Annotated in this window: 22 protein-coding genes and 1 tRNA gene; 21 read left to right on the forward strand and 2 right to left on the reverse strand. The window is 36.7% G+C overall.

Annotation, left to right across the window (positions count from 1 at the left end; all coding sequences use genetic code 11):
* Window positions 1-95 precede the first annotated feature (95 nt).
* From JOS54_RS00560 to JOS54_RS00575, 4 genes are all read left to right on the forward strand, one after another.
* The gene (locus JOS54_RS00560; RefSeq protein WP_203245148.1) at window positions 96-1,256 is read left to right on the forward strand and encodes a cation:proton antiporter; all 1,161 of its coding nucleotides are present in this window, start codon (window positions 96-98) and stop codon (window positions 1,254-1,256) included.
* A gap of 281 nt (window positions 1,257-1,537) precedes the next feature.
* Entirely contained in the window at window positions 1,538-1,690 is a 153-nt protein-coding gene (locus JOS54_RS00565; RefSeq protein ID WP_203245149.1) for a hypothetical protein, read from the forward strand.
* Between the two features lie 129 nt (window positions 1,691-1,819).
* A tRNA-Leu gene (locus JOS54_RS00570) sits at window positions 1,820-1,903 on the forward strand.
* A gap of 67 nt (window positions 1,904-1,970) precedes the next feature.
* On the forward strand, window positions 1,971-2,588 hold the full coding sequence (locus tag JOS54_RS00575; RefSeq protein WP_203245150.1) for a transposase family protein: 618 nt from the start codon (window positions 1,971-1,973) through the stop codon (window positions 2,586-2,588).
* A 25-nt stretch (window positions 2,589-2,613) separates the two neighbouring features.
* On the opposite strand, the gene JOS54_RS00580 is transcribed toward JOS54_RS00575, so the two are convergent.
* On the reverse strand, window positions 2,614-3,318 hold the full coding sequence (locus JOS54_RS00580) for a ThiF family adenylyltransferase (protein WP_203245151.1): 705 nt from the start codon (window positions 3,316-3,318) through the stop codon (window positions 2,614-2,616).
* A 68-nt stretch (window positions 3,319-3,386) separates the two neighbouring features.
* Here JOS54_RS00580 and JOS54_RS00585 point away from each other — a divergent pair, with 68 nt between their 5' ends.
* Both JOS54_RS00585 and JOS54_RS00590 read left to right on the forward strand, forming a co-directional pair.
* Window positions 3,387-3,863, forward strand: a complete 477-nt coding sequence (locus tag JOS54_RS00585) for an aminoacyl-tRNA deacylase (RefSeq protein WP_238928357.1) — start codon at window positions 3,387-3,389, stop codon at window positions 3,861-3,863.
* A gap of 19 nt (window positions 3,864-3,882) precedes the next feature.
* Window positions 3,883-5,352: a murein hydrolase activator EnvC gene (locus JOS54_RS00590; RefSeq protein ID WP_203245152.1), complete on the forward strand. Its 1,470-nt coding sequence runs from the start codon at window positions 3,883-3,885 to the stop codon at window positions 5,350-5,352.
* A 24-nt stretch (window positions 5,353-5,376) separates the two neighbouring features.
* Here the strand turns inward: JOS54_RS00590 and JOS54_RS00595 are convergent, their stop codons facing one another.
* On the reverse strand, window positions 5,377-6,594 hold the full coding sequence (locus JOS54_RS00595) for a peptidoglycan bridge formation glycyltransferase FemA/FemB family protein (protein ID WP_203245153.1): 1,218 nt from the start codon (window positions 6,592-6,594) through the stop codon (window positions 5,377-5,379).
* 107 nt (window positions 6,595-6,701) lie between these two features.
* Here JOS54_RS00595 and JOS54_RS00600 point away from each other — a divergent pair, with 107 nt between their 5' ends.
* The 15 genes from JOS54_RS00600 to JOS54_RS00670 all read left to right on the forward strand — a co-directional run bounded on the left by JOS54_RS00600 (window position 6,702) and on the right by JOS54_RS00670 (window position 21,501).
* Window positions 6,702-7,556, forward strand: a complete 855-nt coding sequence (locus JOS54_RS00600) for a YitT family protein (RefSeq protein WP_203245154.1) — start codon at window positions 6,702-6,704, stop codon at window positions 7,554-7,556.
* 10 nt (window positions 7,557-7,566) lie between these two features.
* On the forward strand, window positions 7,567-8,259 hold the full coding sequence (ftsE, locus tag JOS54_RS00605) for a cell division ATP-binding protein FtsE (RefSeq protein WP_203245155.1): 693 nt from the start codon (window positions 7,567-7,569) through the stop codon (window positions 8,257-8,259).
* On the forward strand, window positions 8,249-9,139 hold the full coding sequence (gene ftsX, locus JOS54_RS00610; protein ID WP_203245156.1) for a permease-like cell division protein FtsX: 891 nt from the start codon (window positions 8,249-8,251) through the stop codon (window positions 9,137-9,139). Before ftsE ends, ftsX begins: the two co-directional genes overlap by 11 nt.
* A 48-nt stretch (window positions 9,140-9,187) precedes the next feature.
* Window positions 9,188-10,708 carry a S41 family peptidase gene (locus tag JOS54_RS00615; protein ID WP_203245157.1) on the forward strand — a complete coding sequence of 507 codons (1,521 nt, stop codon included), beginning with the start codon at window positions 9,188-9,190 and terminating at the stop codon, window positions 10,706-10,708.
* Entirely contained in the window at window positions 10,701-12,683 is a 1,983-nt protein-coding gene (uvrB, locus tag JOS54_RS00620) for an excinuclease ABC subunit UvrB (RefSeq protein ID WP_203245158.1), read from the forward strand. Before JOS54_RS00615 ends, uvrB begins: the two co-directional genes overlap by 8 nt.
* Window positions 12,684-12,878: 195 nt before the next feature.
* Complete coding sequence (gene rpsF, locus JOS54_RS00625) at window positions 12,879-13,184, forward strand: 30S ribosomal protein S6 (RefSeq protein ID WP_203245159.1); 306 nt, start codon at window positions 12,879-12,881, stop codon at window positions 13,182-13,184.
* On the forward strand, window positions 13,184-13,657 hold the full coding sequence (ssb, locus tag JOS54_RS00630) for a single-stranded DNA-binding protein (RefSeq protein WP_203245160.1): 474 nt from the start codon (window positions 13,184-13,186) through the stop codon (window positions 13,655-13,657). Before rpsF ends, ssb begins: the two co-directional genes overlap by 1 nt.
* A gap of 14 nt (window positions 13,658-13,671) precedes the next feature.
* Window positions 13,672-13,902: a 30S ribosomal protein S18 gene (gene rpsR / locus JOS54_RS00635; protein ID WP_006626602.1), complete on the forward strand. Its 231-nt coding sequence runs from the start codon at window positions 13,672-13,674 to the stop codon at window positions 13,900-13,902.
* 138 nt (window positions 13,903-14,040) lie between these two features.
* Window positions 14,041-15,429 carry a Sapep family Mn(2+)-dependent dipeptidase gene (locus JOS54_RS00640; protein WP_203245161.1) on the forward strand — a complete coding sequence of 463 codons (1,389 nt, stop codon included), beginning with the start codon at window positions 14,041-14,043 and terminating at the stop codon, window positions 15,427-15,429.
* 121 nt (window positions 15,430-15,550) lie between these two features.
* Complete coding sequence (locus tag JOS54_RS00645; RefSeq protein ID WP_203245162.1) at window positions 15,551-16,480, forward strand: metal ABC transporter solute-binding protein, Zn/Mn family; 930 nt, start codon at window positions 15,551-15,553, stop codon at window positions 16,478-16,480.
* Between the two features lie 14 nt (window positions 16,481-16,494).
* Window positions 16,495-17,211 carry a metal ABC transporter ATP-binding protein gene (locus JOS54_RS00650; RefSeq protein ID WP_203245163.1) on the forward strand — a complete coding sequence of 239 codons (717 nt, stop codon included), beginning with the start codon at window positions 16,495-16,497 and terminating at the stop codon, window positions 17,209-17,211.
* Complete coding sequence (locus tag JOS54_RS00655; RefSeq protein WP_203245164.1) at window positions 17,205-18,071, forward strand: metal ABC transporter permease; 867 nt, start codon at window positions 17,205-17,207, stop codon at window positions 18,069-18,071. Before JOS54_RS00650 ends, JOS54_RS00655 begins: the two co-directional genes overlap by 7 nt.
* The gene (locus JOS54_RS00660; protein ID WP_203245165.1) at window positions 18,068-19,195 is read left to right on the forward strand and encodes a metal ABC transporter permease; all 1,128 of its coding nucleotides are present in this window, start codon (window positions 18,068-18,070) and stop codon (window positions 19,193-19,195) included. The genes JOS54_RS00655 and JOS54_RS00660 overlap by 4 nt, the downstream gene beginning before the upstream one ends.
* A complete protein-coding gene (locus JOS54_RS00665) occupies window positions 19,146-19,796 on the forward strand; it encodes a metal-dependent transcriptional regulator (protein WP_203245166.1) in 651 nt (216 codons plus the stop codon). The genes JOS54_RS00660 and JOS54_RS00665 overlap by 50 nt, the downstream gene beginning before the upstream one ends.
* 1,033 nt (window positions 19,797-20,829) lie before the next feature.
* Window positions 20,830-21,501: a response regulator transcription factor gene (locus JOS54_RS00670; RefSeq protein ID WP_238928358.1), complete on the forward strand. Its 672-nt coding sequence runs from the start codon at window positions 20,830-20,832 to the stop codon at window positions 21,499-21,501.
* Window positions 21,502-21,575 lie beyond the last annotated feature (74 nt).

Here is a 21,575-nt window from a genome sequence, read left to right on the forward strand (position 1 = left end):
ATTTGAAAAATTAAGAATGGAGTCTTATAATAATTGAGGACTCAAGGGCAAGGGCCCGTTGAAGTCTTTTTTATTTGGAAAAGAGGAGGATTTGGATGGAATACTTATTTAATCTAGCGATGATTTTATTCGTAGCAAAGTTATTGAGTGTTGGTGCTAAGAAATTAAACCTCCCGGAAGTGGTGGGCATGATTTTTGCGGGTTTATTATTGGGACCATCCGGTTTTTCACTTGTGAAGGAAACGGATTTCATTGATAAAGTAGCGGAAATTGGTGTCATTTTATTGATGTTTGAGGCCGGTTTGGAAACGGATTTAAAACAATTAAAGGAAACGGGATTGAAGTCCACTTTGATTGCCTGTGCCGGTGTTTTTGTGCCAGTACTTTTGGGAACCGTCTTATTCATGTGTTTTTATGGTTTTGGTCCTTTTGGTTCAGAAGCTATGTTGAAGGGATTGTTTGTAGGAACGATTATGGCAGCCACTTCAGTTTCCATTACGGTAGCGGTCTTAAAAGAGTTGGGAGTTTTAACTGGAAAGGTTGGGACGACGATTACGGGTGCCGCTATTATTGATGATGTGATTGGGATTGTGGTTTTAACACTTGTTATGAGCATGAAAGACACAAGTACAAATGTCGGGATTGTTATTTTGAAAGCCACCTTATTCTTTGCGTTAGCAATTGGGTTAGGTATTATTATCTACCGAACATTTGCGTGGCTGTCAGCTCGTTATTCCAAACAAAGAAGAATTTCCATCGCTTCACTTGTGTATTGCTTAATCATGGCGTATATGGCGGAAACGTATTTTGGTATTGCGGATATTACCGGTGCTTATGTGGCAGGTGTGGTGCTTTGTAACTTAGATGATTCCGCTTATATTGAAAGAAGGATTGAAATTAGCTCTTACATGATTTTTGCGCCAGTTTTCTTTGCGAGCATTGGTTTAAAGACAAGCTTTCATTCAATGAATTTAACTTTATTTTTATTCTCCATTGCTTTTGTGCTTGCATCCATGCTTGGAAAAGTGATTGGTTGTGGTGGGACCGCTCGTTTGTTAGGCTTTAATCAAAAAGAATCCCTACAAATTGGTTCGGGTATGATGGCTCGAGGAGAAGTGGCTTTGATTACGGCACAAAAAGGATTAGCGATTGGTTTATTAACATCTGAATTTTTTACGCCGGTGATTTTCTTAATCTTAGTTAGTTCCTTTGTGACACCAATTGCATTAAAGAAGCTTTTTGGCTCAAAGGCTTAGATGAAAGGAATTTGTTAAGAAAGCATCTTAAGCAATCCAGCTAAAGCGATATATAACAAAATCATAAAAACGGTTTGGGACTTTAAAAGTCCAAATCAGATAGTAGAAGAGTAGTTCTCAAAGTGTAACATTATGTGTTGATCGTTAAGAAGGTGATAAAACCTGTTGCCAAATATATCCATCGAAACGTAGTTAAACCAATTATCCAGTTTGCAAAAAATAAAATACTGAATCCTATCGGTTAATTTTTTAAGAGATTATGGAGATAAAGGAGGCAGAAGATGAAGAAGAAAAATTTACTAGGGATTATGACAATAATTGTATTGACAGTAGTATTGATTGGAGATGGTTACTATAACGGCTATTTGATAGAGTATATAGAGATAAATTTAATTAATAAAATGATAAGCAAGTGTAATCAGCTTATTAACTGATTACACTTGTTCCTTCATGCCTAAAAGCTATAGCTTCAGAGTATAGCTACAGTGTCATTGTATCCAAGACAGAAGAAAACTAGAAAGAAAGATAGACAAGTAGTGAATTTTTAGATAAAATAATTGAGCGCCCTCGTGATGAAATTGGTAGACGTAGGGGACTCAAAATCCCCCGGTAGTGATACCGTGCCGGTTCGAGTCCGGCCGAGGGCACTGAATAATATATCGCTAGTGTCCGCTAGCAGGTAAAAAGTCAGTTAAATACTGATTTTTTTTATTTATGATTAACGATTCAATTAGTTCTATCATCGCTCTTAAAAATGATGAAGTAGAATACTGTAAAGAGGTAATATCTAAAAAGAATAATAAAGATGTACACACCTTCCATGTACGCTTAGTAAACCACGGAGGTAGATGCCCTAAGTGTGGCACCTTCTCCGAAAAAGTTAAAGCATACAGAGAAAGAACCATCAAACACTCTATCTTTCTCCAAGATACTTGTACTATTAAATACTCTGCTAGAAGATTTATATGGACCGGCTGCCATTCCACCTTTTATGAAGATAATCCCTTCCAAAAACAGTATAAAGCTTTCTCTGATAAAAAAGTTCCTGTATCGGTTACTACTGTAATGTCTATCTTTGATGAACACGTTCAACCGGAAAGGAATATTCTTTCTACTAGTATCGCTTTAGATGTGTTCTATTTCTCTAGGAAAGCTAGGAAGAAATATGCCCTTATGATACTTAGTTTAGACAAAGGTTATATCATCGATATTCTTCCTAACAGGGAGAAGAACTCATTGGCTTATATGTGTTTTCATAATTCCAAGGTATGTGTCGATCCTTTCCATGTACTAAAACTGATTAATAAAGCTTTAGATGAACTGCCCCATTGAAAATGGACAGTTCAAAATGGGGCTTTTATAATTTTGTGATAACAAAATACGCCAAAGTAATACCGGCTACCGAAGGCACAAAGGCAGAAGAACCAGGTGGCTTCTTTTTTAAATTCAATGTTTCACCAAAATAATTCGGTTTGATGGGTGCCTCTATACTATGAACAACATCCAGAGAAAAAATACCCTTTTTACGCAATTCATGGCGCATCACTTTCGCTAAAGAATCGTGAGTGACTTGAAATAAATCGTCAATTTGAACTTTTGTTGGATCTAAGCGATTACCACAGCCCATGGCAGAGACAATAGGAATGCTATTTTCTTTAGCCCGTGAAATCAATTCTACTTTGGCAGACACCGTATCAATTGCATCAATGATGTAATCAAAATCATGTAAAGGAAATTCGTCTGCGTTTTCAGGTAAATAAAACAAGGGGTAAGTATGTACTTTTATATCTGGATTGATAGCCAATAAATGTTGTTTCATGATGTCTACTTTAAGACAATCTTTTGTATTGATTGTAGCAACGTACTGACGATTGATATTGCTTAATGTTACACAATCGTGGTCAACAATAGAAATTTCACCAATACCACTACGCACTAAAGCATCAATCGTATGCCCCCCAACACCGCCTACGCCGAAAACACAAATATGTTTCTGATGCAAGATATGCATTCGCTCTTGACCAACAAGGAAGGCGGTTCTTTGAAATAATTCTTCGTTCATATCTCCATTCTATAATGAAAGAAAAAAATGTGTTAGACTTTTCCGAGTAAGAAAAGAAAGGATGAGTGATGAATATGGTTAAGAAAGAAAAAAAGACCAATGCACAACGCATGTTAGACCAAAATGAGATTGGGTATGTCAATCATGAATTTGATGTGGATGAAAAGGTTTTAGATTATCAAACTTCAAATAATCATGAAAATGTATATAAAACATTGGTAACACAGGCAAATACAAAAGAATACTTTGTGTTTATGGTACAAGTAGACCAAACATTGGATTTGAAAAAAGCGGCTAAAGTAGCAGGCGTGAAAAAAATTGAAATGTTGGCACAAAAAGATTTATTGGCTTTAACAGGTTATGTTCATGGTGGATGTTCACCCGTTGGTATGAAGAAAAAATTTCCTACTTTCATTGGCGAAAGTTGTTTAAAGCATGATAAAATTCTTTGCTCTGGTGGAAGAGTCGGATTGCTTGTCGAGGTGAATCGAAAGGCTTTGTTGGAATACATTGGCGTAAAAGTTGCAGATGTTGAAATCGGATAATGGTGTTATAATACGGAATATGAAGAAAAATTGGGTAACAATTATAATCTTTTCAATGATGGTTTGCTTGGGTACTATTCGTGTACAGGCAGAGCCGAGTTACGATGATACAGCGTATTGGACAGAGAAGTGCAGCAAAGCGGTTCCAAGAGCGAGTGATGTGAAAGCTTGCAAAGCATTCCGTGCTCATTTGGCTTCAAAATCAGATGATTTGAATAAACAATTAAAAGATATTGCCTCAAAACGCTCAGAAATCTTAAAGAATATTTCAGAATACCAAAAATTAATCGATGATTATGCGAATCAATCAAAGGAAGTGCAGGCTAAGATTGGTGAATTATCACAAAAGATTAGAGGTTTTGAGCAACAAATCAACGATATTCAAAAAAATATTGATGACCTTATGATTAAAATTGCGGATAAGCAAAAGATAATTGATGAAATCAAAGGGAAATTAAAGAAGCGTATGGTTGAAAAACAACCAACCATGCGTATGAATAGCCTTGTGGAATTACTTTTGGGAGCAAAATCGTTTGATGAAATTTTACGTATCTTAAGTGGTTTGGATGCGATTGCTAAAAGTGATCAAAAAGCACATAGTGAGTTCTTAACGGCTGTTGAAGAATTAAACAAAGAAAAAGCAGATTTAGGCAAACAAAAAGGAGATTTAGAAACAGCGAAAACCAATTTGGATGTGCAAAAGAAAGCTTTGAACGTTCAAGCGGAAAAGATTATGGCTTTAAAAGCGAGAGCGGAAGTGGTTCAAGATGCTTATGAAAGCCAATCAGCTCAATTAGAAGCGCAAGGAAATACGATTGCTGGTGATATTGCAAGCATCAAGAAGAAGATGGCTAGTATTACCACTCGTTTGGAGCAAGTTCCAGAAACGAATCCACATAACACAAACCCAAGTAATATCAATACCGCCAGTGGTTGGGTTAGACCGGTGAATGGAGCGTATCGTTCAGCTGGTACTTGGTATTATTCCGGTGGCGGTGTTCATTTGGGTTATGACTTTGCGGCGGCGGTAGGTACTCCTGTTTTAGCTGTTGGTAATGGTGTTATTCTAAAATCGGCAGATGGTTGTCCGACGATTGGTGGAATTGGTAGTGGTTGTGGTCCAAGTAATGGTGGTTCTTATGGTGGTGGTAATCAAGTTTACCTATTAACTAAAATCAATGGAAATTTATATGCCATCAAGTATTTGCATCTGCAACAGGGTTCGCCAATTGCTACAGGTACAATTGTGATGGCCGGTCAACAGATTGGTCTTCTTGGTTCATCGGGTAATTCTTCCGGTCCACATTGTCACATTGAAGTCTTTTATTTAGGAAATTCAAGTAATTTCGCAAGCTATGCGCAAAGCTGGAATGGTGATTTAGCCTTTGGGGCCGGTTGGGGTCATGCGGCGTTAGCAAATACTTGCAGTAGCCGTGGTGGTCGTGCCCCTTGTCGCTTACGACCAGAGAGTTTCTTTGGTGGAGAATAATGTAAAAGCCTTCGTTAGAAGGCTTTATTTATGTAGCTTAATAAATAAGGTTTGTAGCTTTCGTTTGATCTTATTGGATAATTCGAGAGCTCTTTTTCCGGTTGGATTTAAAACATAGTCAAATTGCCCAATATCTTCAATGAAAGTTGCGTTCCATTGATGCTTGTATTGATAAAGAGAGTAACCAATATCCCAATCATGTGGAGTTGTTAGTCCACCAAAGCCTAGAAAGTCAAAAGCCTTATGCCCATTATTTCTGGCTTGTTGGATGGCGTGGAATAGCAAAGAATCCAAAGGACTTAAGCTTTCGATGGCATGATCACGATAATAATATTTTCCATAACTGACATGACCATCATCAAAAATCATACCTACCGCTAAGATGGGATTGTTCCCTTTTTCTTTTTGCAATTTTAAAGCTTCTTGGTAATGCTTCAAGGCACTGGAGGCTTCCTTTGGATTATCAGACTTTGTTTTATCAAGCAGGACGGAAAGATAGCTTTCCATCGGTAAAATAGTTTTGTAAAAGTGAACATGTCCCGCAAAAGCATCATAAATTGCTTCGTAGAAAGAAAGTGGATGACGAATGACTTCTTTGGTTTTTCCTAAATCATCCTCTAAACGAACAAATTCTTGGATTTCACTTCGATCGGCTTCTACTGTGTATAAATGAAACTTATGGTTTTTCTTAATACTTCTTTTCCGTAGCGTGCTAAAGCCTTTAAAAATAGTTTCAATTGGTTCATCTAATTTGGTGATTAAGGTAAAACGATTGGAGAAGGAACCATCATAAGCATACGTATAACCACGATGCTTAAAACCGATTTGATTGATATACTCTGTAACAAATTCATTATTTTCACCATGTTCAATTTTATTGCCCTTGATATCTCTTTCCATGCGTAGTACATTGGGGTCAATGGTCATAAAAAGAGCACGATTTTTTTTGGTATATTCTTTCAATAAAGTAAGAACCTGATTGGTTAATTTTTGATCTTTGTAATCAACACATGGTCCTTTTGGAACATAAAGGTAATGACCGAACAATGTTTTTTTAACCAAGATTAAAGCGGTCGCAACTAATTCATTTTGATTGTTATAAAACCCTAGCATATGATAGGGGCTGTGTTCTGTTTTTTGAATAAATTCACCCCACATAGCTGTTTTTTGAAAGTGGGAATAAGGATGGCTTTGGACAAATGCATCGAACTGTTGAACATCTTCCATTTGTTTATAAATCATAAAATCTCCTTGCTTATTGCCAAGTCATTATACTTGATTTTAGCAGGCAGTGAAAATGAAAATTAGGGGCTAGTGAGAAATAAAGTGGCTATGTTATAATAAGCAACGTGGATAGAAAAGTGATTAAAAACTTAATATTTGTTGTGATTGGGACATTTTTATTGACAGTTTCCGTCCAATTTTTTATCTTGCCTTATCACATTCTTTCTGGTGGAGTAGCCGGTTTAGCAGTAGCGTTTAACCCTTTTTTCCACATTGATGAAACCCTTTTTGCGAATGTGTTAGTGTTGGTTTTATTTGTGATAGGGGCTTGGACTTTAGGGAAAGAATTTGCGATTAATACAATGGTTAGTTCTTTATTGTATCCTGTGTTCAATGGCTTGTTATCGCATATTGCATTGTCTGTTGAAATACCAACAATTTTAGCTTCTTTTTACGCCGGTTTAATTGGTGGAGCCGGAATTGGTCTTGTAATGCGAACCGGAGCCAGTACAGGTGGAATGGATGTACCACCATTAATTGTGCATAAATATTTTGGTGTTAAGGTTTCGACTTTGGTGATTATTACCGATGGACTAACTGTTTTATTAGGAGTTGCGGCGTATGGTTTATCGGCCGCCTTAATCGGTTTGGTTTCCGTTTTTTCTGCTGCCGCGGCGATTGATAGAGTCTTGAGCTATGGACAAGGTTCCAGAGCGAAGTCAGTGCAGATTATTTCAGAACATTGGGAAGAAATTGTTTTGGAGGTTTCACAACGTTTAAAGCGTTCGGCAACGGTGATTCAAAGTACTGGCGGATTTACAAAAGAAGTGAAACCGATGGTTTTGTGTGCAGTATCTGATAAACAATATAGTACATTGATGGCAATCATCAATGAAATTGATGATAAAGCCTTTGTGATTACTACAGATGCTTCAGATATGCATGGCGAAGGATTTACATATCCTTCTGTGGGAATTTAAGGAGTGGCTTATGATTGAATGTAAGAGTGTCTATAAACGCTATAAAAGTGGCACAAATGCTCTTTATGATGTCAATTTAAACATTGATCAGGGGGAATTTGTTTATATTATTGGTCCAACCGGTTCGGGAAAATCAACGTTGATTAAGATGTTTAATGCTGAAGAAGTACCGACAAAAGGGGATATTAAAATGATTGGTATCAATGTTGGTAAATTAAGAAGACGCCAAATTCCTTTGTTTCGAAGAAATATTGGGGTTGTTTTCCAAGATTATAAATTATTACCAGCTAAGACCGTTAGTGAAAATGTGGCTTATGCTTTAGAAGTAATTGGTATGCGTAAACATCAAATTCAAGTGCGTGTTAAAGAAGTCTTATCTGTTGTTGGTTTAGAGGATAAGGGTGATTCTTTTCCGAAGCAATTGTCCGGTGGTCAACAACAGCGTGTCGCTATTGCCAGAGCGATTGCTAATCGTCCTAAAGTATTGGTGGCAGATGAACCAACAGGTAATTTAGACCCTACTAAGTCGGATGAAATCATGGAATTATTGAAACGCATTAATAAGCTATATGGCTCCACTGTATTGATGGTTACTCATGATTTAACGATTGTGAATAAGTATCGTAATCGTACGATAGTTTTAGAACATGGTCATGTGGTGGCTGACTTGAAGGAAGGAGGCTATGTTCGTCATGATCAGTAGACCTTTTAAAGAAGGCATTAGTGGTGTAGGACGCCATTGGGCTATGTCTATTTCTTCTGCTTTAGCAGTAACGATTACATTGATTATCATTAGTTTGATTTCTATTTTATCGATAAATTTACAATCTTTTACTAAATCTATTGAAAATACAGTTCAAATCTCGGTTCAAGTGGCTTATGAAGCAGAAGGCAATGAAGCAAACATTAAAAATCAAATTCTAGCGATTGATGGTGTTGCAAAAGTGAACTTTTCTTCCAAAGCACAAGAATTGGAATATTATTTGAATTCTTTCGATGATGAGAAAACAAGGAAGATTTTTGAACCATTTAAGGAAGAAAATCCAATGCACGATTCCTTCTATGTTGAAGCAAAGTCGGGTAATAAGATTGAATCTATTGCGAAAGAAATTCGTAAGATTAAAGGTATTTATTCGGTTAACTATGGTGGTCAAAGTACCATTACCTTAGTAACGGCAATGAACGGGATTCGTCGTTCCGGTTTGATTTTAGGAGCCGGTCTTGGTATCTTAGCTATCTTCTTAATTCAAAATACGATTCGTTTGACCATCTTCTCACGTCAAGATGAAATTACGATTATGAAAAACGTCGGGGCAACTAATCATTTCATTCGTAGCCCATTCTTGATAGAAGGAATGTTGATAGGAATTATGGGGTCGATTATCCCAATTGCTCTGACGGCTTGGTCCTATATTTACATTTATAATCGAACCAACGGTATTTTATTATCGAGTTTATTCCGATTATACAAACCAAATCCATTTGTGGTTTATGTGTCCTTGGCTTTAGCGGCCGTGGGAATGGGCGTTGGTTTGGTTGGTTCTTTTATTTCTGTGAACCGTTATTTACGACAACATCGTTGAAGCCTCAGAGTGCTCTGAGGCTTTTGCCCTAATAGAAAGTAGGTTTTTATGAAAGACTTAGAAAAATCAAATACGAAATTAATCCCTCTTCAGAAACATGTTTTTCAAGAAGAGGCTTTACAAAAATCCTTGCGAAAAGAAAAGAAGTTAAAAAATATCCTATTTGTATCAATTATTATCTCTTTAATTTTAGGTTATGTGGCAGGTTCTATTTTACCTTCACAAGGCTTAAATCAATTAAGGAATAGACTTCAAGAAGGACAAGTTATTTCGGATAATAAGATTAATGCTGTTTTAGATATCATGAAAAAAAATTGGTTTTTTGGGAAGGATATTTCTAATCTTTCTTCTCGTTTGGAAGACCAAGCTTTAAAAGGTATCACGAGTAATAAAGAAGATGACCATACGGAATACATGACGAAAGAAGAAGTGGTTGCCTTTAATAATCAACTGAAAAGACAGTATGTAGGTATTGGTATTCAATACCTAAAAAGCAATGAAAAAATTCTAGTTCAAAAAGTTTTCCGTAATTCTCCGGCTGAAAAAGCAGGGGTTCAGGTGGGTGATTTAATCAGTAAGGTTAATGGTACTTCTTTAGAAGGCAAAACGGTGAATGAAACAAGAGATTTAGTAAGAGGAAAAGAAGGCACAAAGATTGTCCTTGAAGTTCAACGTGGCTCAAAAATAATATCCCTTCAAGTTACCCGTGGTCCGGTATTAGCTTCTACTTATGGAAAAATCATCAATGATACGACTGCTTATCTTGAATTATTCCAATTTGGTGAAAGCACACACGTAGAATTAAAACCGTATTTAGATGAATTCGAAAAAAAGGGTGTCACCAAATTGATTGTTGATTTAAGAGATAATGGTGGGGGTTACTTAACAACCTTAAAGGATATTGCTTCTTATTTCTTATCGCCAAAAACAACCGTCATGGAACAAGTGTATTCTGATGGTAGTAGAGAAGTGATTCGTACCTCGGGAAAGCCTTATAAAAATTTCAAACAAATTGTTCTGTTGGTGAATGAAAATACAGCTTCAGCTTCAGAAGTGCTTACTTTAGCTCTTAAGGAACAAAGAAAAGATGTGACGGTGATTGGCACAAAAACCTATGGTAAAGGAACCGTTCAGGTGAGTCGAGCTTTCAGAGATGGATCAGCTATCAAATACACCACAAGTAAATGGGTTTCACCAAAAGGAGAATGGATTAATAAAAAAGGAATTGAACCGGATATTAAGACCGATGTACCGGAAGTTTTAAGAACGGCACAACCAAATCTGAAGGAAGGGGATGTTCTAAAGGTAGATAGTGTTTCACCGGTTACGAAGTATGCACAAGAAGCTTTGGCTTATTTGGGATATCAACCAGGAAGAAGGGATGGCTATTTCTCTGAACAAATGCGCAAAGCGATTCTGAAGTTTCAAGAGAAGGAAGGCTTAGAAACAACGGGTGCTATTAACCGTAAGACCTATAACGCTATTGTGTCTCGCATGGTTTATGTGTATAACACCGATAAATCCAAAGATAAAGCCTATCAAAAAGCCTTAGAGGTTTTACATGGATAATCGACCATTTGAACTAGTATCTCCTTTTAAACCAACGGGTGATCAGCCAAAAGCAATTGATGAATTGGTGCAAGGTATCTTATCTGGTAAAAAAGAACAGGTCTTACAAGGGGCAACGGGAACCGGTAAAACTTTTACAATGGCGAATATTATCGCCAAAGTGAATAAGCCAACCTTAATCTTTTCTCACAACAAAACCCTGGCCGGACAATTATATTCTGAGTTTAAAGAACTCTTTCCTAAAAATCGAGTCGAGTATTTTATTTCAAACTTTGATTACTACCAACCAGAAGCTTATGTAGCACAAAGGGATATGTATATTGAAAAAACAGCGGCGATTAATGACGAATTGGATATGTTTCGAGAATCTACCATCAATTCTTTGTTAGAAAGAAGAGATACGATTGTGGTTGCTTCGGTAGCTTGTATTTATGCGGCGAGCGATCCGAAACAGTATAAAGACATGTTCTTTACGATTCGTGTCGGTGAAAGTTATAACCGTAATGCACTATTAAGAAGATTGGTTGAAATGCAATATGTGCGCAATGATATTGACCAAGTGCGTGGTTCTATGCGGGTTCGTGGGGATGTAATTGATTTAACGCCATCTTATACGGATCAATTTAATATTCGTATTGAATTGTTCGGTGATGAAATTGAACGAATCACAGAAGTGAATCCGACCACAGGGGCAACCTTAAATGCATATCAATTTTATAATATTTTCCCGGCTTCCGGTTATGCTCGAAATAAAGAATCTATTCAGCGTGCCTGTGATGCGATTGAAGAAGAACTTGAAGAGCGTTTAAGGTATTTTAAAGAGCATGACAAGTTATTGGAATATGAGCGTTTGGAACAAAGAACGCGATTTGATATTGAAAGTTTACGTGAAAATGGTTATGTGTCAGGTATAGAAAACTATTCTTTTCATATTGACCATCGCAAACAAGGGCAACGACCATGGAATTTATTTGATTATTTCCCAGAAGATTTCTTGATTATGATTGATGAATCGCATGTTTCTTTACCGCAAATTCGAGGTATGTACAATGGGGATCATTCTCGTAAACAAACCCTGGTGGATTATGGTTTCCGTCTTCCGAGTGCTTTGGAAAATCGACCAATGAAATGGGATGAATTTGAAGCTATGATACCGCAAGCTATTTATTGTTCAGCAACGCCGGGAGATTATGAATTGGAAAGGGTACATAATCAGGTGGTTGAACAGATTATTCGACCTACGGGGTTATTGGATCCGGTGGTGGAGCTGCGTTCAACCAAAGGGCAGGTGGATGATATCTGTATGGCTCTGGATGAGCGTATTCAAAAGAAAGAAAAGGTCTTGATTACAACCTTAACGGTTCGCATGTCGGAGGATTTAACCTCTTATTTGAAAGAGCGTGGCTATCAAGTAGCGTATATTCATCATGAAACGAATACGATTGAACGTTCGCAAATCATTCATGATTTACGTATTGGGAAATACGATGCGATTGTTGGAATTAACTTATTAAGAGAAGGCTTGGACATACCGGAAGTTAGTTTGATTTGTATCTTAGATGCGGATAAAGAGGGTTTCTTGCGTTCTAAACGTTCTTTAATTCAGATTATTGGTCGTGCGGCGCGTAATGCGAATGGGCATGTGTATATGTATGGAGATACAATCACCGATTCTATGCGTGAAGCGATGGATGAAACGAATCGTCGTCGCTCTATTCAAGAGGTTTATAATAAGGAACATGGTATTATACCAAAAACAGTTATGAAGTCAGTGGGTGATGTGATTCGTGGCAAAGAAACGCAAGAAATGGCAAGTCGTTATGTTCGTAAGAAAGCGAAGATGTCGAAACAGGATACCAATACCTTGATTGTTAATTTAGAAGCTGAAATGAAGGAAGCCGCGACAGCCTTGAATTTTGAAAGAGCGGCTGAATTGAGGGATATGGTTTTGGAGTTGAAGTCGGAAATGGCTTAGATGGTATTTATGAACTTGAAAAAGTAGAAGTATAAGTTATGATGTTAAAAGTTAATAATTCAGTCGGCTGGAATTGAGGTTGTTATCAAGAAAAAGAGGGTATTCCTTTTTAGCTAAATCTATGCTAGCATATTACGTGAGTGGATTAACCACTCCTTGCCTGAAAAGGCCATTAGACCAGAAGGAGGTGTACAAATGAGAAAGTATGAAGTAATGTACATCATCAAGGAATCTGTTGAAACAGAAAAACGTGGTGAATTAGTGAGCCAAATCGCTGGATTCTTAACCGGCAATGGTGCTGTTATCACAAAGACAGATGAATGGGGAATGAGAGACTTTGCCTATGAAATTGATGATATGAAGAAGGGTTATTACGTTGTATTAAAGTTTGAAGCTGACAATACAGCAGTCAAAGAATTTGACCGTTTAATGAGTATCAATGTGAATGTAGTTCGTTTCATGATTACTCGTGATGAAGCGGCTGAAGCGGAGGCTAAGTAATGATTAATCGTGTTGTGCTTGTCGGTCGTTTGACCAAAGATGTTGAAGTCCGTAAGACACAAAGCGGTATTTCTTCGGCTCGATTTACGGTTGCTTGTGATCGTCGAGTTAGTAGAGATGCGAATCCTAACCAACCAACAGCTGATTTCATCGGTTGTGTAGCTTGGCGTCAGTCTGCTGATTTCTTGGGGCAATACGCTCATAAAGGGAATGTAGTAGCAGTAGATGGTCATATCCAAACGGGTAGTTATGAACGTGATGGACAAAGAATTTATACAACGGATGTAGTTGTGGATTCGGTTCGTTTGATTCGTGAACAACGTGCAGAAACCGGTTCTTATAATTCGGATACTATGAATTATAATCAACCATCTAATAATTCTGCTAATCCTGAACCAAGTAATCAAGGGTTTGGTGATGATGATTTCGGTAATGGTGGATTTGATTTATCCACAGATGATTTACCATTTTAGAAAAGGAGACCAACATGGCTTTTAGAAAACAAAGAATGGGTCGTCGTAAGGTTTGTTACTTCACAAAAAACAACATCAAGTTTATTGACTACAAAGATGTTGAATTATTAAAGAAGTTTATTAGCCCTAATGCTAAGATTACACCGCGTCGTGTAACCGGTACTCGTGCTAAATACCAAAGACCGTTGGCTATCGCAATTAAGCGCGCTCGTCAAATGGCTTTACTACCATACGTAGCTGACTAATGGAAAGGACAAAGAAATTTGTCCTTTTTTTGTGAAAGGATAAAAGATATAAGAATATACAAAAAAATATATTTGAATTCATCCTACACAGTCAGTTTATTCTAACTAGAATGAAGTTAGAGAAAATAAGGAGGTTTCATGAAATTTTTAGAAGATGCAAGACACTATGAAAAGGATATGGTTGAAGACATTCGCTCTTTAATGGCAATTGAATCAGTGCGTGATGATGAAAATGCCGGTCCCGGTCAACCTTTTGGACCGAATATCCGTAAAGCTTTAGAAACAATGCTTGAAATTGGCAAACGAGATGGTTTTAAAGTTAAGAATGTAGACGGCTACGCTGGTGTGGTTCAATATGGTAATCAGGAAGAATCGGTCGGTGTTCTAGGTCATTTGGATGTAGTTCCATTGGGTGATTTAAACGATTGGCATTTTGATCCTTTGAAAGGTGAAATTAAAGATGGATTTATTATGGGTCGTGGTAGTGCTGATGATAAAGGACCGGCTATTGCGGCTTATTATGCGGTTCGCATTTTGAAAGACCATGGTTTTAAGTTGAAACATAATATTCAATGTATCTTTGGTACAGATGAGGAGACAACTTCAGCAGGTGTTCTTTATTATAAGGCACATGAAAAAAATCCAATAATGGGAATTGTACCAGATGCGGATTTCCCTTGCATTTATGCGGAAAAAGGAATTTTAGATTTCAATGTTTATGGGAAAGTAAACACATGTATTCAAGAAATGGAAGCCGGCAATGCCTATAATGTGGTCATTGGTAAAGCGAATGCCCTTGTTCATAAACCATTAGAAAAAGACTACTTTGAAAAATATTTATTAGCACAAAATATCGCCGGAAGTTGCTATGAAGATGAAAAGGGAGCTCATTATCATATTGATGGAAAGCCATTCCATGCTTCAAAACCATTCCATGGTATCAATGCGGCGGTGAAGATGTTCCAATTTATTGGCAGTTGCTATAATGATGAATTCTCTTTAAAAGCAAGCCATATCTTAGCGGATCATTATGGAGAGGGCTTTGGTGTTGATTTTAATGGTGCATATATGGGACCATTAACTTTTAATTTAGGTAAAGTAAACATTCACGATGGTGAAATTGATATGTTCTGTGATTATCGTTATCCAAATGAATGTACGGGATCAGAATTATTTGCTCAAAGTGCTAAGATCTTAAAAGAAAGCCTAGGTTTAGAAGCAAAAATCTTTGATGATTCTAAATGGTTATTGAGTGATCCGAATAGTGAATTGGTAAAGACAGTTATGAAGCATTATCGTGAAATGAGTGGAGACACTTACACACCTGCATTAAGCATTGGTGGTGGTACTTATGCTCGTACATTTGATAATTTCGTTGCTTGTGGACCAGTTTTCCCAAATCGTCCTTATCCATCTTGGGTAGCGGGGGAGCATGAAGCGGATGAAGGCTTCGAGATTGAAACGATGTTAAGAGCTTGTGCGGTTTATGCAAACATCCTTTATGATTTAGCTTGTGAAAAAGAATAAAGAATGGCTCAACGGGAGTTCCGGATCAGTTTTCATGTAAAAAAGTGATAATATTGGTTGACTATGTTCATTAGGGGGTGTAGATTACTAGGTAAGGTATACCTAATAAGGAGAATTTACTATGAAGAAAATTATTGCGTCAATGCTAAGTATATTGATGCTGGCGGCTTGTGGTCAGCCAAGTACAAGTACCACACAACCTACTAATGAAAAGAAATTGAAGGTAACGGTTACGACTTCTTTCTTACAGGATATGGTCACTCAGTTAGCGAAGGATTACACCGATGTTAAGTTGGTTATTCCAGCGGGTGAAGATCCTCATACCTACGAAGCAAAACCGGAAGATTATAGCAAGATTAAGGATGCGGATTTAGTTTTATATCATGGTCTTCACTTTGAAGGAAAGATGGTTGAATTGTTAGAAAACGCCAAAGGACATGCGGTTACGAAAAACTTTGATAAGAAATCACTATTAACCATGGAAGAAGATGGTGTTAAGATTACTGACCCACACTTTTGGTTTGATGTTGACTTATACAAGAAAGCAACTACCGAAGCGGCGAATAGCTTGAAAGAAAAATTGCCAAAATATAAGGACAAGATTGAAGAAAACCTGCAAGCTTATCTTAAGAAGTTAGATGATTTAAAGGTATATTGCCAATCACAAATTAACATGATTCCTAAGAAATCACGTATTTTAATTACTCCTCATGATGCGTTTAGTTATTTTTCCAGACAGTATGGTATTGCAGTGGAAGCGCCACAAGGTGTTAGCACGGATGCGGAATTAAGTACGAAAGATATGGCTAAGACAGCTCAATTTATTGTTGACCATCAAATTAAGGCCATCTTTGCGGAATCCACAACCGATCCGGCACGTATGGAAAAATTAAAAGAATCTTGTGCCGCAAAGGGCTTTAAGGTTAAAGTCGTAAAAGGTGAAGGGCAAGAATTATTCAGTGACTCTTTAGCACCTAAGGGACAAAAGGGTGATACCTATATCGACATGGTTAAGATGAATGTGGATTTAATGGTATCGAATTTGAAATAGAAAAGGAAGTGCGTATGAGTGTTATTCATGTGGAGGATTTGACCGTTTCTTATGGCTATCAACCGGTATTATGGGATATTGATGTGGATATTGAAGAAGCTAGTTTGACCGCTATTGTAGGACCGAATGGAGCTGGCAAGTCGACTTTATTGAAAGCTATTTTAGGTTTTGTGAAATCTTTGTCAGGCGTGGTAACACTCTATGACTTACCTTTGAAAGATGTGTTAAATCGTTTGGCCTATGTCCCCCAACAAGCTTCTGTGAATTGGGATTTTCCAATTACGGTTTTTGATGTTGTATTGATGGGACGTTATTCTTCTTTGGGTTGGTTTCATCGACCAAACAAAGAAGAAAAAAAGCTGGCCATGGATGCTTTAGAAGAAATGAAAATTAGTGATTTGAAAGATCGTCAGATTTCGGAATTGTCAGGTGGTCAGAAACAACGTGTGTTTATTGCTCGTGCTTTGTGTCAAAATGCCCAGCTAATTTTAATGGATGAGCCATTGGCTGGAGTGGATAAAACAAGCGAAAAAATCATTATGGATAAAATGAAGGCTCTTCAAAAAGAAGGAAGAACGATAGTTTGTGTGCATCATGATTTACAGACTTTAAGAGATTATTTTGACCATGTAGTTCTTATCAATCGAAACATTATTGCTTATGGACCAATAAAAGACATATTAACCCAAGAAAATTTAGATATTACTTTCCAAGAGGGACCGGTATGTTAGCGGTATTAACATCGTATGACTTTCTAGTGGTTGCCTTCGGGACAACAGTGTTAGCCATGGTTAGTGCTGTGGTGGGTTGTTTTAGTGTCTACAAAGGACAAAGTCTAGTTGGTGATGCGATAGGGCATGCGACTTTTCCGGGGATTGTATTGACATTTATGCTTTTCCAAACTAGAAATCCACTTTTATTAACGATTGGAGCTGCGCTATCGGCCGGGCTTGCTTATGAAGTGATACAGGCTTTCGTGCGTCATAGTAAAATTCAATTTGATGCGGCTTTAGCAATTGTATTAAGTGGCTTCTTTGGCTTGGGCTTGGTTTTAAAAAGCTATATTCAGGGTCATCCAAGTTATGTGAATGCTTCGCAAGCAGGGTTGAAAAATTATATTTTTGGTTTAGCGGCATTCATGATGAAAAAGGATGTTGTGTTGATTTTTATTGTGGCGGGCGTTTGTTCATTGATTTTATTTTTATTTTATAAAGAATTGGTTTTAAGTGTTTTTGATGCATCGTATGGCGAAAGTATTGGCATTTCTTCTAAATTGGTGGATCGAATTCTTTTGATTATGACGATTGCGTTGATTGCGGTTGGTATTAAAAGTGTGGGAGCTATTCTGATTTCTTCTTTTTTAATTATTCCATGTATCTGCGCTCATCAGCATAGTCATCGTTTAAAGAATGTGTTGATGATTGCGTCTGGCACGGCAGGCTTTAGTGCTTTCTTAGGAACGTTCTTGAGTTCGTTATATCGTGGTCTATCGACCGGTCCCACCATTATTTTAGTGATGGGCACATTAACTTTTCTTTCAATGATTTTTGGTAAGAATAGTGCCTTGCAAAAAAGGAGGTCACTTGTATGATGGAAGTTCTATTGGTCATTTTAATGACCTCTTTAGCTTGTGCCATTCTAGGACCTTTCCTTGTTTTACAGAAATTATCGATGACGGCTGATGCACTTTCTCATTCTGTTTTATTGGGAATTGTAGTGGCCTTTATGTATGTGCAAGATTTGAATTCACCTTGGTTGTTTATTGGGGCCGCTTTGTTTGGACTATTGACTGTTTATGTGGTTGAGACGGTAGCCGATAAATATCAAGTGAAAAAGGATGATGCCCTAGGAATTATTTTTCCGATGTTTTTTTCATTGGCGGTGATTTTAATCAGTCGTTTTTTCCGCAATGCGCACTTGGATGTGGACATTGTGTTAATGGGGAATCCGTTATTTGCACCATTTATTCGTTTGTTTGATTTACCGAGATCCTTTGTGGTGATGTTGATACTATTTATCTTAAACTTAGCTTTTGTGCTATTGTTCTACCAACCTTTAAAGATAACTAGCTTTGATCCAAAATACGCTCGCTTAAAAGGCATTAAGACGGGGTATTTGTTCTACGGCTTAATGACTTTGACTTCTTTAACAACCGTAACAGCTTTTGATAGTGTCGGAGCGATTTTGGTGATTTCTTTCTTGGTAGCACCAGCAGCTTGTGCTTGTCTTGTCACAAAGGATTTGAAATACACACTTATTGTAAGCTTATTCTTTGCGATGAGCAGTTCTATTTTAGGTTTTGCTCTTGGTAATTTATGGAATGTGTCAATTGCCGGTATGTGTAGTTTTATTGGTCTTTTACAGTGTATTCTAGTGATTCTTTTTCATAAGAATGGTTGGTTGAGTGAAAAGATAAAAAGATCCAAACAAAGAAAGGAAGTGTATCGTGATTTATTCTTAATGCATGTCTATCATCATCCGGGAAATCAAGAAGAAATTGGATTAAACACGATACAAAATCATCTGAATTGGTCATCGAAACAAACAAAAAAAATCATTCAAGATCTTTTGAAATTCGACTGGATTGTAGAAAATGAAACACTTAATGTCTATGAACTTAGACCAAAAGGCTTAAAGCGTGTTACACTTTTAATGGAGAATTTATATGACCAACAATCGAGAAGATTATTTAAAAACTATATTTCGTCTTCATGAATCAGGCGAAAAAGCAACGAATAAAAAGATTTCGATGCATTTAAACATTGCACCGGCTTCTGTTTCAGAAATGTTGAAGAAGTTGTTATCAGAGGGCTTTATTATCTTCAATGGTACAGAAATTTGTTTAACTGAAGAGGGAGTAAAAGAAAGTAAGCGAGTGTTAAGTTGCCACCGTTTATGGGAAACTTTCCTTTTAGAAAAGTTACATTACAACTGGCAAGATGTGCATGAACAAGCGGATTTATTGGAACATGTTACCAATGATGAATTAAAGAAGCATCTTAATGTGTATTTGAATTATCCAAAGAATTGTCCACATGGTTCAATCATCTATGAAAACATGGATGGACCGGTGGAAGAAAGCTTATTCTTAGCGGATTTGGAAGTTGGTCAAAAGGCGATGATTATTAAAGTAGATGATGATGAGAAACAATTTTTAGCTTACTTGGATCGCATTGGTTTAGAACTTCATGATGAGCTGGAAATATTAGAGAGAGATTCTTTTGATGATTCTTTATTGGTGCTTTGTAAGGGAAAGAAGATTTCAATTTCCATAAAAGCCATGCGCCATATTTACGTTAAAGTTTTAGATAAGTAAGAGCCATAGTGCTCTTTTTTAGTGAATCTGATAGTGATGATTATAGAAATCCCACAGAAGCCAGGTATTTAGAATTATTTTTGGGATAAAGGGAGAAGAGCTAAAAAGGGCAGTTTATCATCTGCCCTTTAGATAAATATAGTGTCGCATTTTCAATTTTGCTAGACTACGTAGTAAGTTTCACTGTTATCAAGATATTATCCAGGTTATGATATAAGAATCATTTAATGAAAGCTTAGGAAAGTATGTGGCGGAAGAATTATTGCTGATGGGATATAGCAAGAAAATCTGCTCTTGTTCACTTTGGATAATAGCTTGACGGCTATATAGCTATTTAAACCGGAAGTAAATTTCGGTATGGTCAATTTTGTTGAAGCTATGGTTTGAGAATCAATGATTGCGGATTTATTTTTTTTGATGATTGATTTCTTGACAATATGAATGAATATTTCGCTGTTTTTAGAGTCGAGTTCAACCTTGAGGTATTCATTTTTCTCTATATCCTTGATAGGAATGTTGAAGTCATGTATGGATTTCCACTTATGCTGACCGGTATTAGAGTGATAAACAGTGAATTTCACTTCTTTATAGGGAAGATTTTCTTTTGAAAAGCCTACGTCATTTCTGTATTAGATTTCTTTTTTACCGCAGTCGGAAACGAGGAGTGCCAGAATAAACAATCATGTCATTTTTCGTATAATTTTTAGTTTTTTCATTTTCCCTCCCAAAGGATTATTTTACTTTAACCACATCTAATGAAGTGACAATATGTATTTTAGAAGCGTTGGTCTTATACCTGGAAATATACATAAAATATATGATTACCTTTCTCAATCAAGTTATCAAGTACATTTCAAAAAAGTAAACGGTTTCATTTGTTATAAAATAGCTTCTAATCTAGGATTGTCAAACATATGTGACATGACCATCTAATAAATACCTTAAAGAGCTTACTTGTTATTTGACAATATAATCGAGATAATAGCATAGTGTATTATCACCTAACATGTGATATCTAAAAGGAAAAAGGAGTATGTTAATGAAGGGAAAAATATTATTAGTTGAAGATGATGAAGTTACACGTGAAGGTATTGCTGAATTTCTTACTGTAAAGAATTACGAAGTAGTATCTGTTGCAGATGGAGAAAAAGCTATTCGTACGTTTCTAAATCAAGATTTTGATTTAGTTATTTTAGATATTATGCTTCCAAAGGCAGATGGCTTTGAAGTTTTGAAGAAAATAAGATTACACAATCAAACATTCGTCTTAATGTTAACAGCTATGGCTGATGATAGTACACAGATTATGAGTTTTGATGAACAGGCAGATGACTATATAAGTAAACCATTTTCGCTTGCAATTTTAGAAAAACGTGTCGAAGCCTTGATTAGAAGAAGTCATTTTCAACATAAAAAAGAAGAATGGGTATATGGGGATGCTAGGGTGAATTTATCCGGATTTAGTGCCACCTACAAAGGTCAGTATGTAAATATCAAGCCCAAGGAGATAAAAATATTAAATCTTCTAATTAACCATCCGGGACAAGTTTTTTCACGTGACCAAATACTGGATAGGTTATGGATTGATGAAGTGCCTTTTGATAGGGTGATAGATGTGTACATTAAAAATTTGAGAAAAAAGCTTCACCTAGACTGCATAAAAACGGTAAAAAGTGTGGGCTACAAGTATGAGAGTGATGTATGAAAAGATTAAAGTTATTCCCGAAGACTTTCATATACACTATGGTGATTATGAGTGTTATCACCATAATGATTCAT

Source organism: Bulleidia sp. zg-1006, assembly GCF_016812035.1.
Taxonomy (GTDB): domain Bacteria; phylum Bacillota_I; class Bacilli_A; order Erysipelotrichales; family Erysipelotrichaceae; genus Bulleidia.

Bases quoted from the DNA above. Each gene is read 5' to 3' on its own strand.
- JOS54_RS00560 (WP_203245148.1), top strand. From the start codon at position 96: ATGGAATACTTATTTAATCTAGCGATGATTTTATTCGTAGCAAAGTTA.
- JOS54_RS00565 (WP_203245149.1), top strand. From the start codon at position 1,538: ATGAAGAAGAAAAATTTACTAGGGATTATGACAATAATTGTATTGACA.
- JOS54_RS00575 (WP_203245150.1), top strand. From the start codon at position 1,971: ATGATTAACGATTCAATTAGTTCTATCATCGCTCTTAAAAATGATGAA.
- JOS54_RS00580 (WP_203245151.1), bottom strand. From the start codon at position 3,318: ATGAACGAAGAATTATTTCAAAGAACCGCCTTCCTTGTTGGTCAAGAG.
- JOS54_RS00585 (WP_238928357.1), top strand. From the start codon at position 3,387: ATGAATATGGTTAAGAAAGAAAAAAAGACCAATGCACAACGCATGTTA.
- JOS54_RS00590 (WP_203245152.1), top strand. From the start codon at position 3,883: ATGAAGAAAAATTGGGTAACAATTATAATCTTTTCAATGATGGTTTGC.
- JOS54_RS00595 (WP_203245153.1), bottom strand. From the start codon at position 6,594: ATGATTTATAAACAAATGGAAGATGTTCAACAGTTCGATGCATTTGTC.
- ftsE (WP_203245155.1), top strand. From the start codon at position 7,567: ATGATTGAATGTAAGAGTGTCTATAAACGCTATAAAAGTGGCACAAAT.
- ftsX (WP_203245156.1), top strand. From the start codon at position 8,249: ATGATCAGTAGACCTTTTAAAGAAGGCATTAGTGGTGTAGGACGCCAT.
- JOS54_RS00615 (WP_203245157.1), top strand. From the start codon at position 9,188: ATGAAAGACTTAGAAAAATCAAATACGAAATTAATCCCTCTTCAGAAA.
- uvrB (WP_203245158.1), top strand. From the start codon at position 10,701: ATGGATAATCGACCATTTGAACTAGTATCTCCTTTTAAACCAACGGGT.
- rpsF (WP_203245159.1), top strand. From the start codon at position 12,879: ATGAGAAAGTATGAAGTAATGTACATCATCAAGGAATCTGTTGAAACA.
- ssb (WP_203245160.1), top strand. From the start codon at position 13,184: ATGATTAATCGTGTTGTGCTTGTCGGTCGTTTGACCAAAGATGTTGAA.
- rpsR (WP_006626602.1), top strand. From the start codon at position 13,672: ATGGCTTTTAGAAAACAAAGAATGGGTCGTCGTAAGGTTTGTTACTTC.
- JOS54_RS00640 (WP_203245161.1), top strand. From the start codon at position 14,041: ATGAAATTTTTAGAAGATGCAAGACACTATGAAAAGGATATGGTTGAA.
- JOS54_RS00645 (WP_203245162.1), top strand. From the start codon at position 15,551: ATGAAGAAAATTATTGCGTCAATGCTAAGTATATTGATGCTGGCGGCT.
- JOS54_RS00650 (WP_203245163.1), top strand. From the start codon at position 16,495: ATGAGTGTTATTCATGTGGAGGATTTGACCGTTTCTTATGGCTATCAA.
- JOS54_RS00655 (WP_203245164.1), top strand. From the start codon at position 17,205: ATGTTAGCGGTATTAACATCGTATGACTTTCTAGTGGTTGCCTTCGGG.
- JOS54_RS00660 (WP_203245165.1), top strand. From the start codon at position 18,068: ATGATGGAAGTTCTATTGGTCATTTTAATGACCTCTTTAGCTTGTGCC.
- JOS54_RS00665 (WP_203245166.1), top strand. From the start codon at position 19,146: ATGACCAACAATCGAGAAGATTATTTAAAAACTATATTTCGTCTTCAT.
- JOS54_RS00670 (WP_238928358.1), top strand. From the start codon at position 20,830: ATGTTAATGAAGGGAAAAATATTATTAGTTGAAGATGATGAAGTTACA.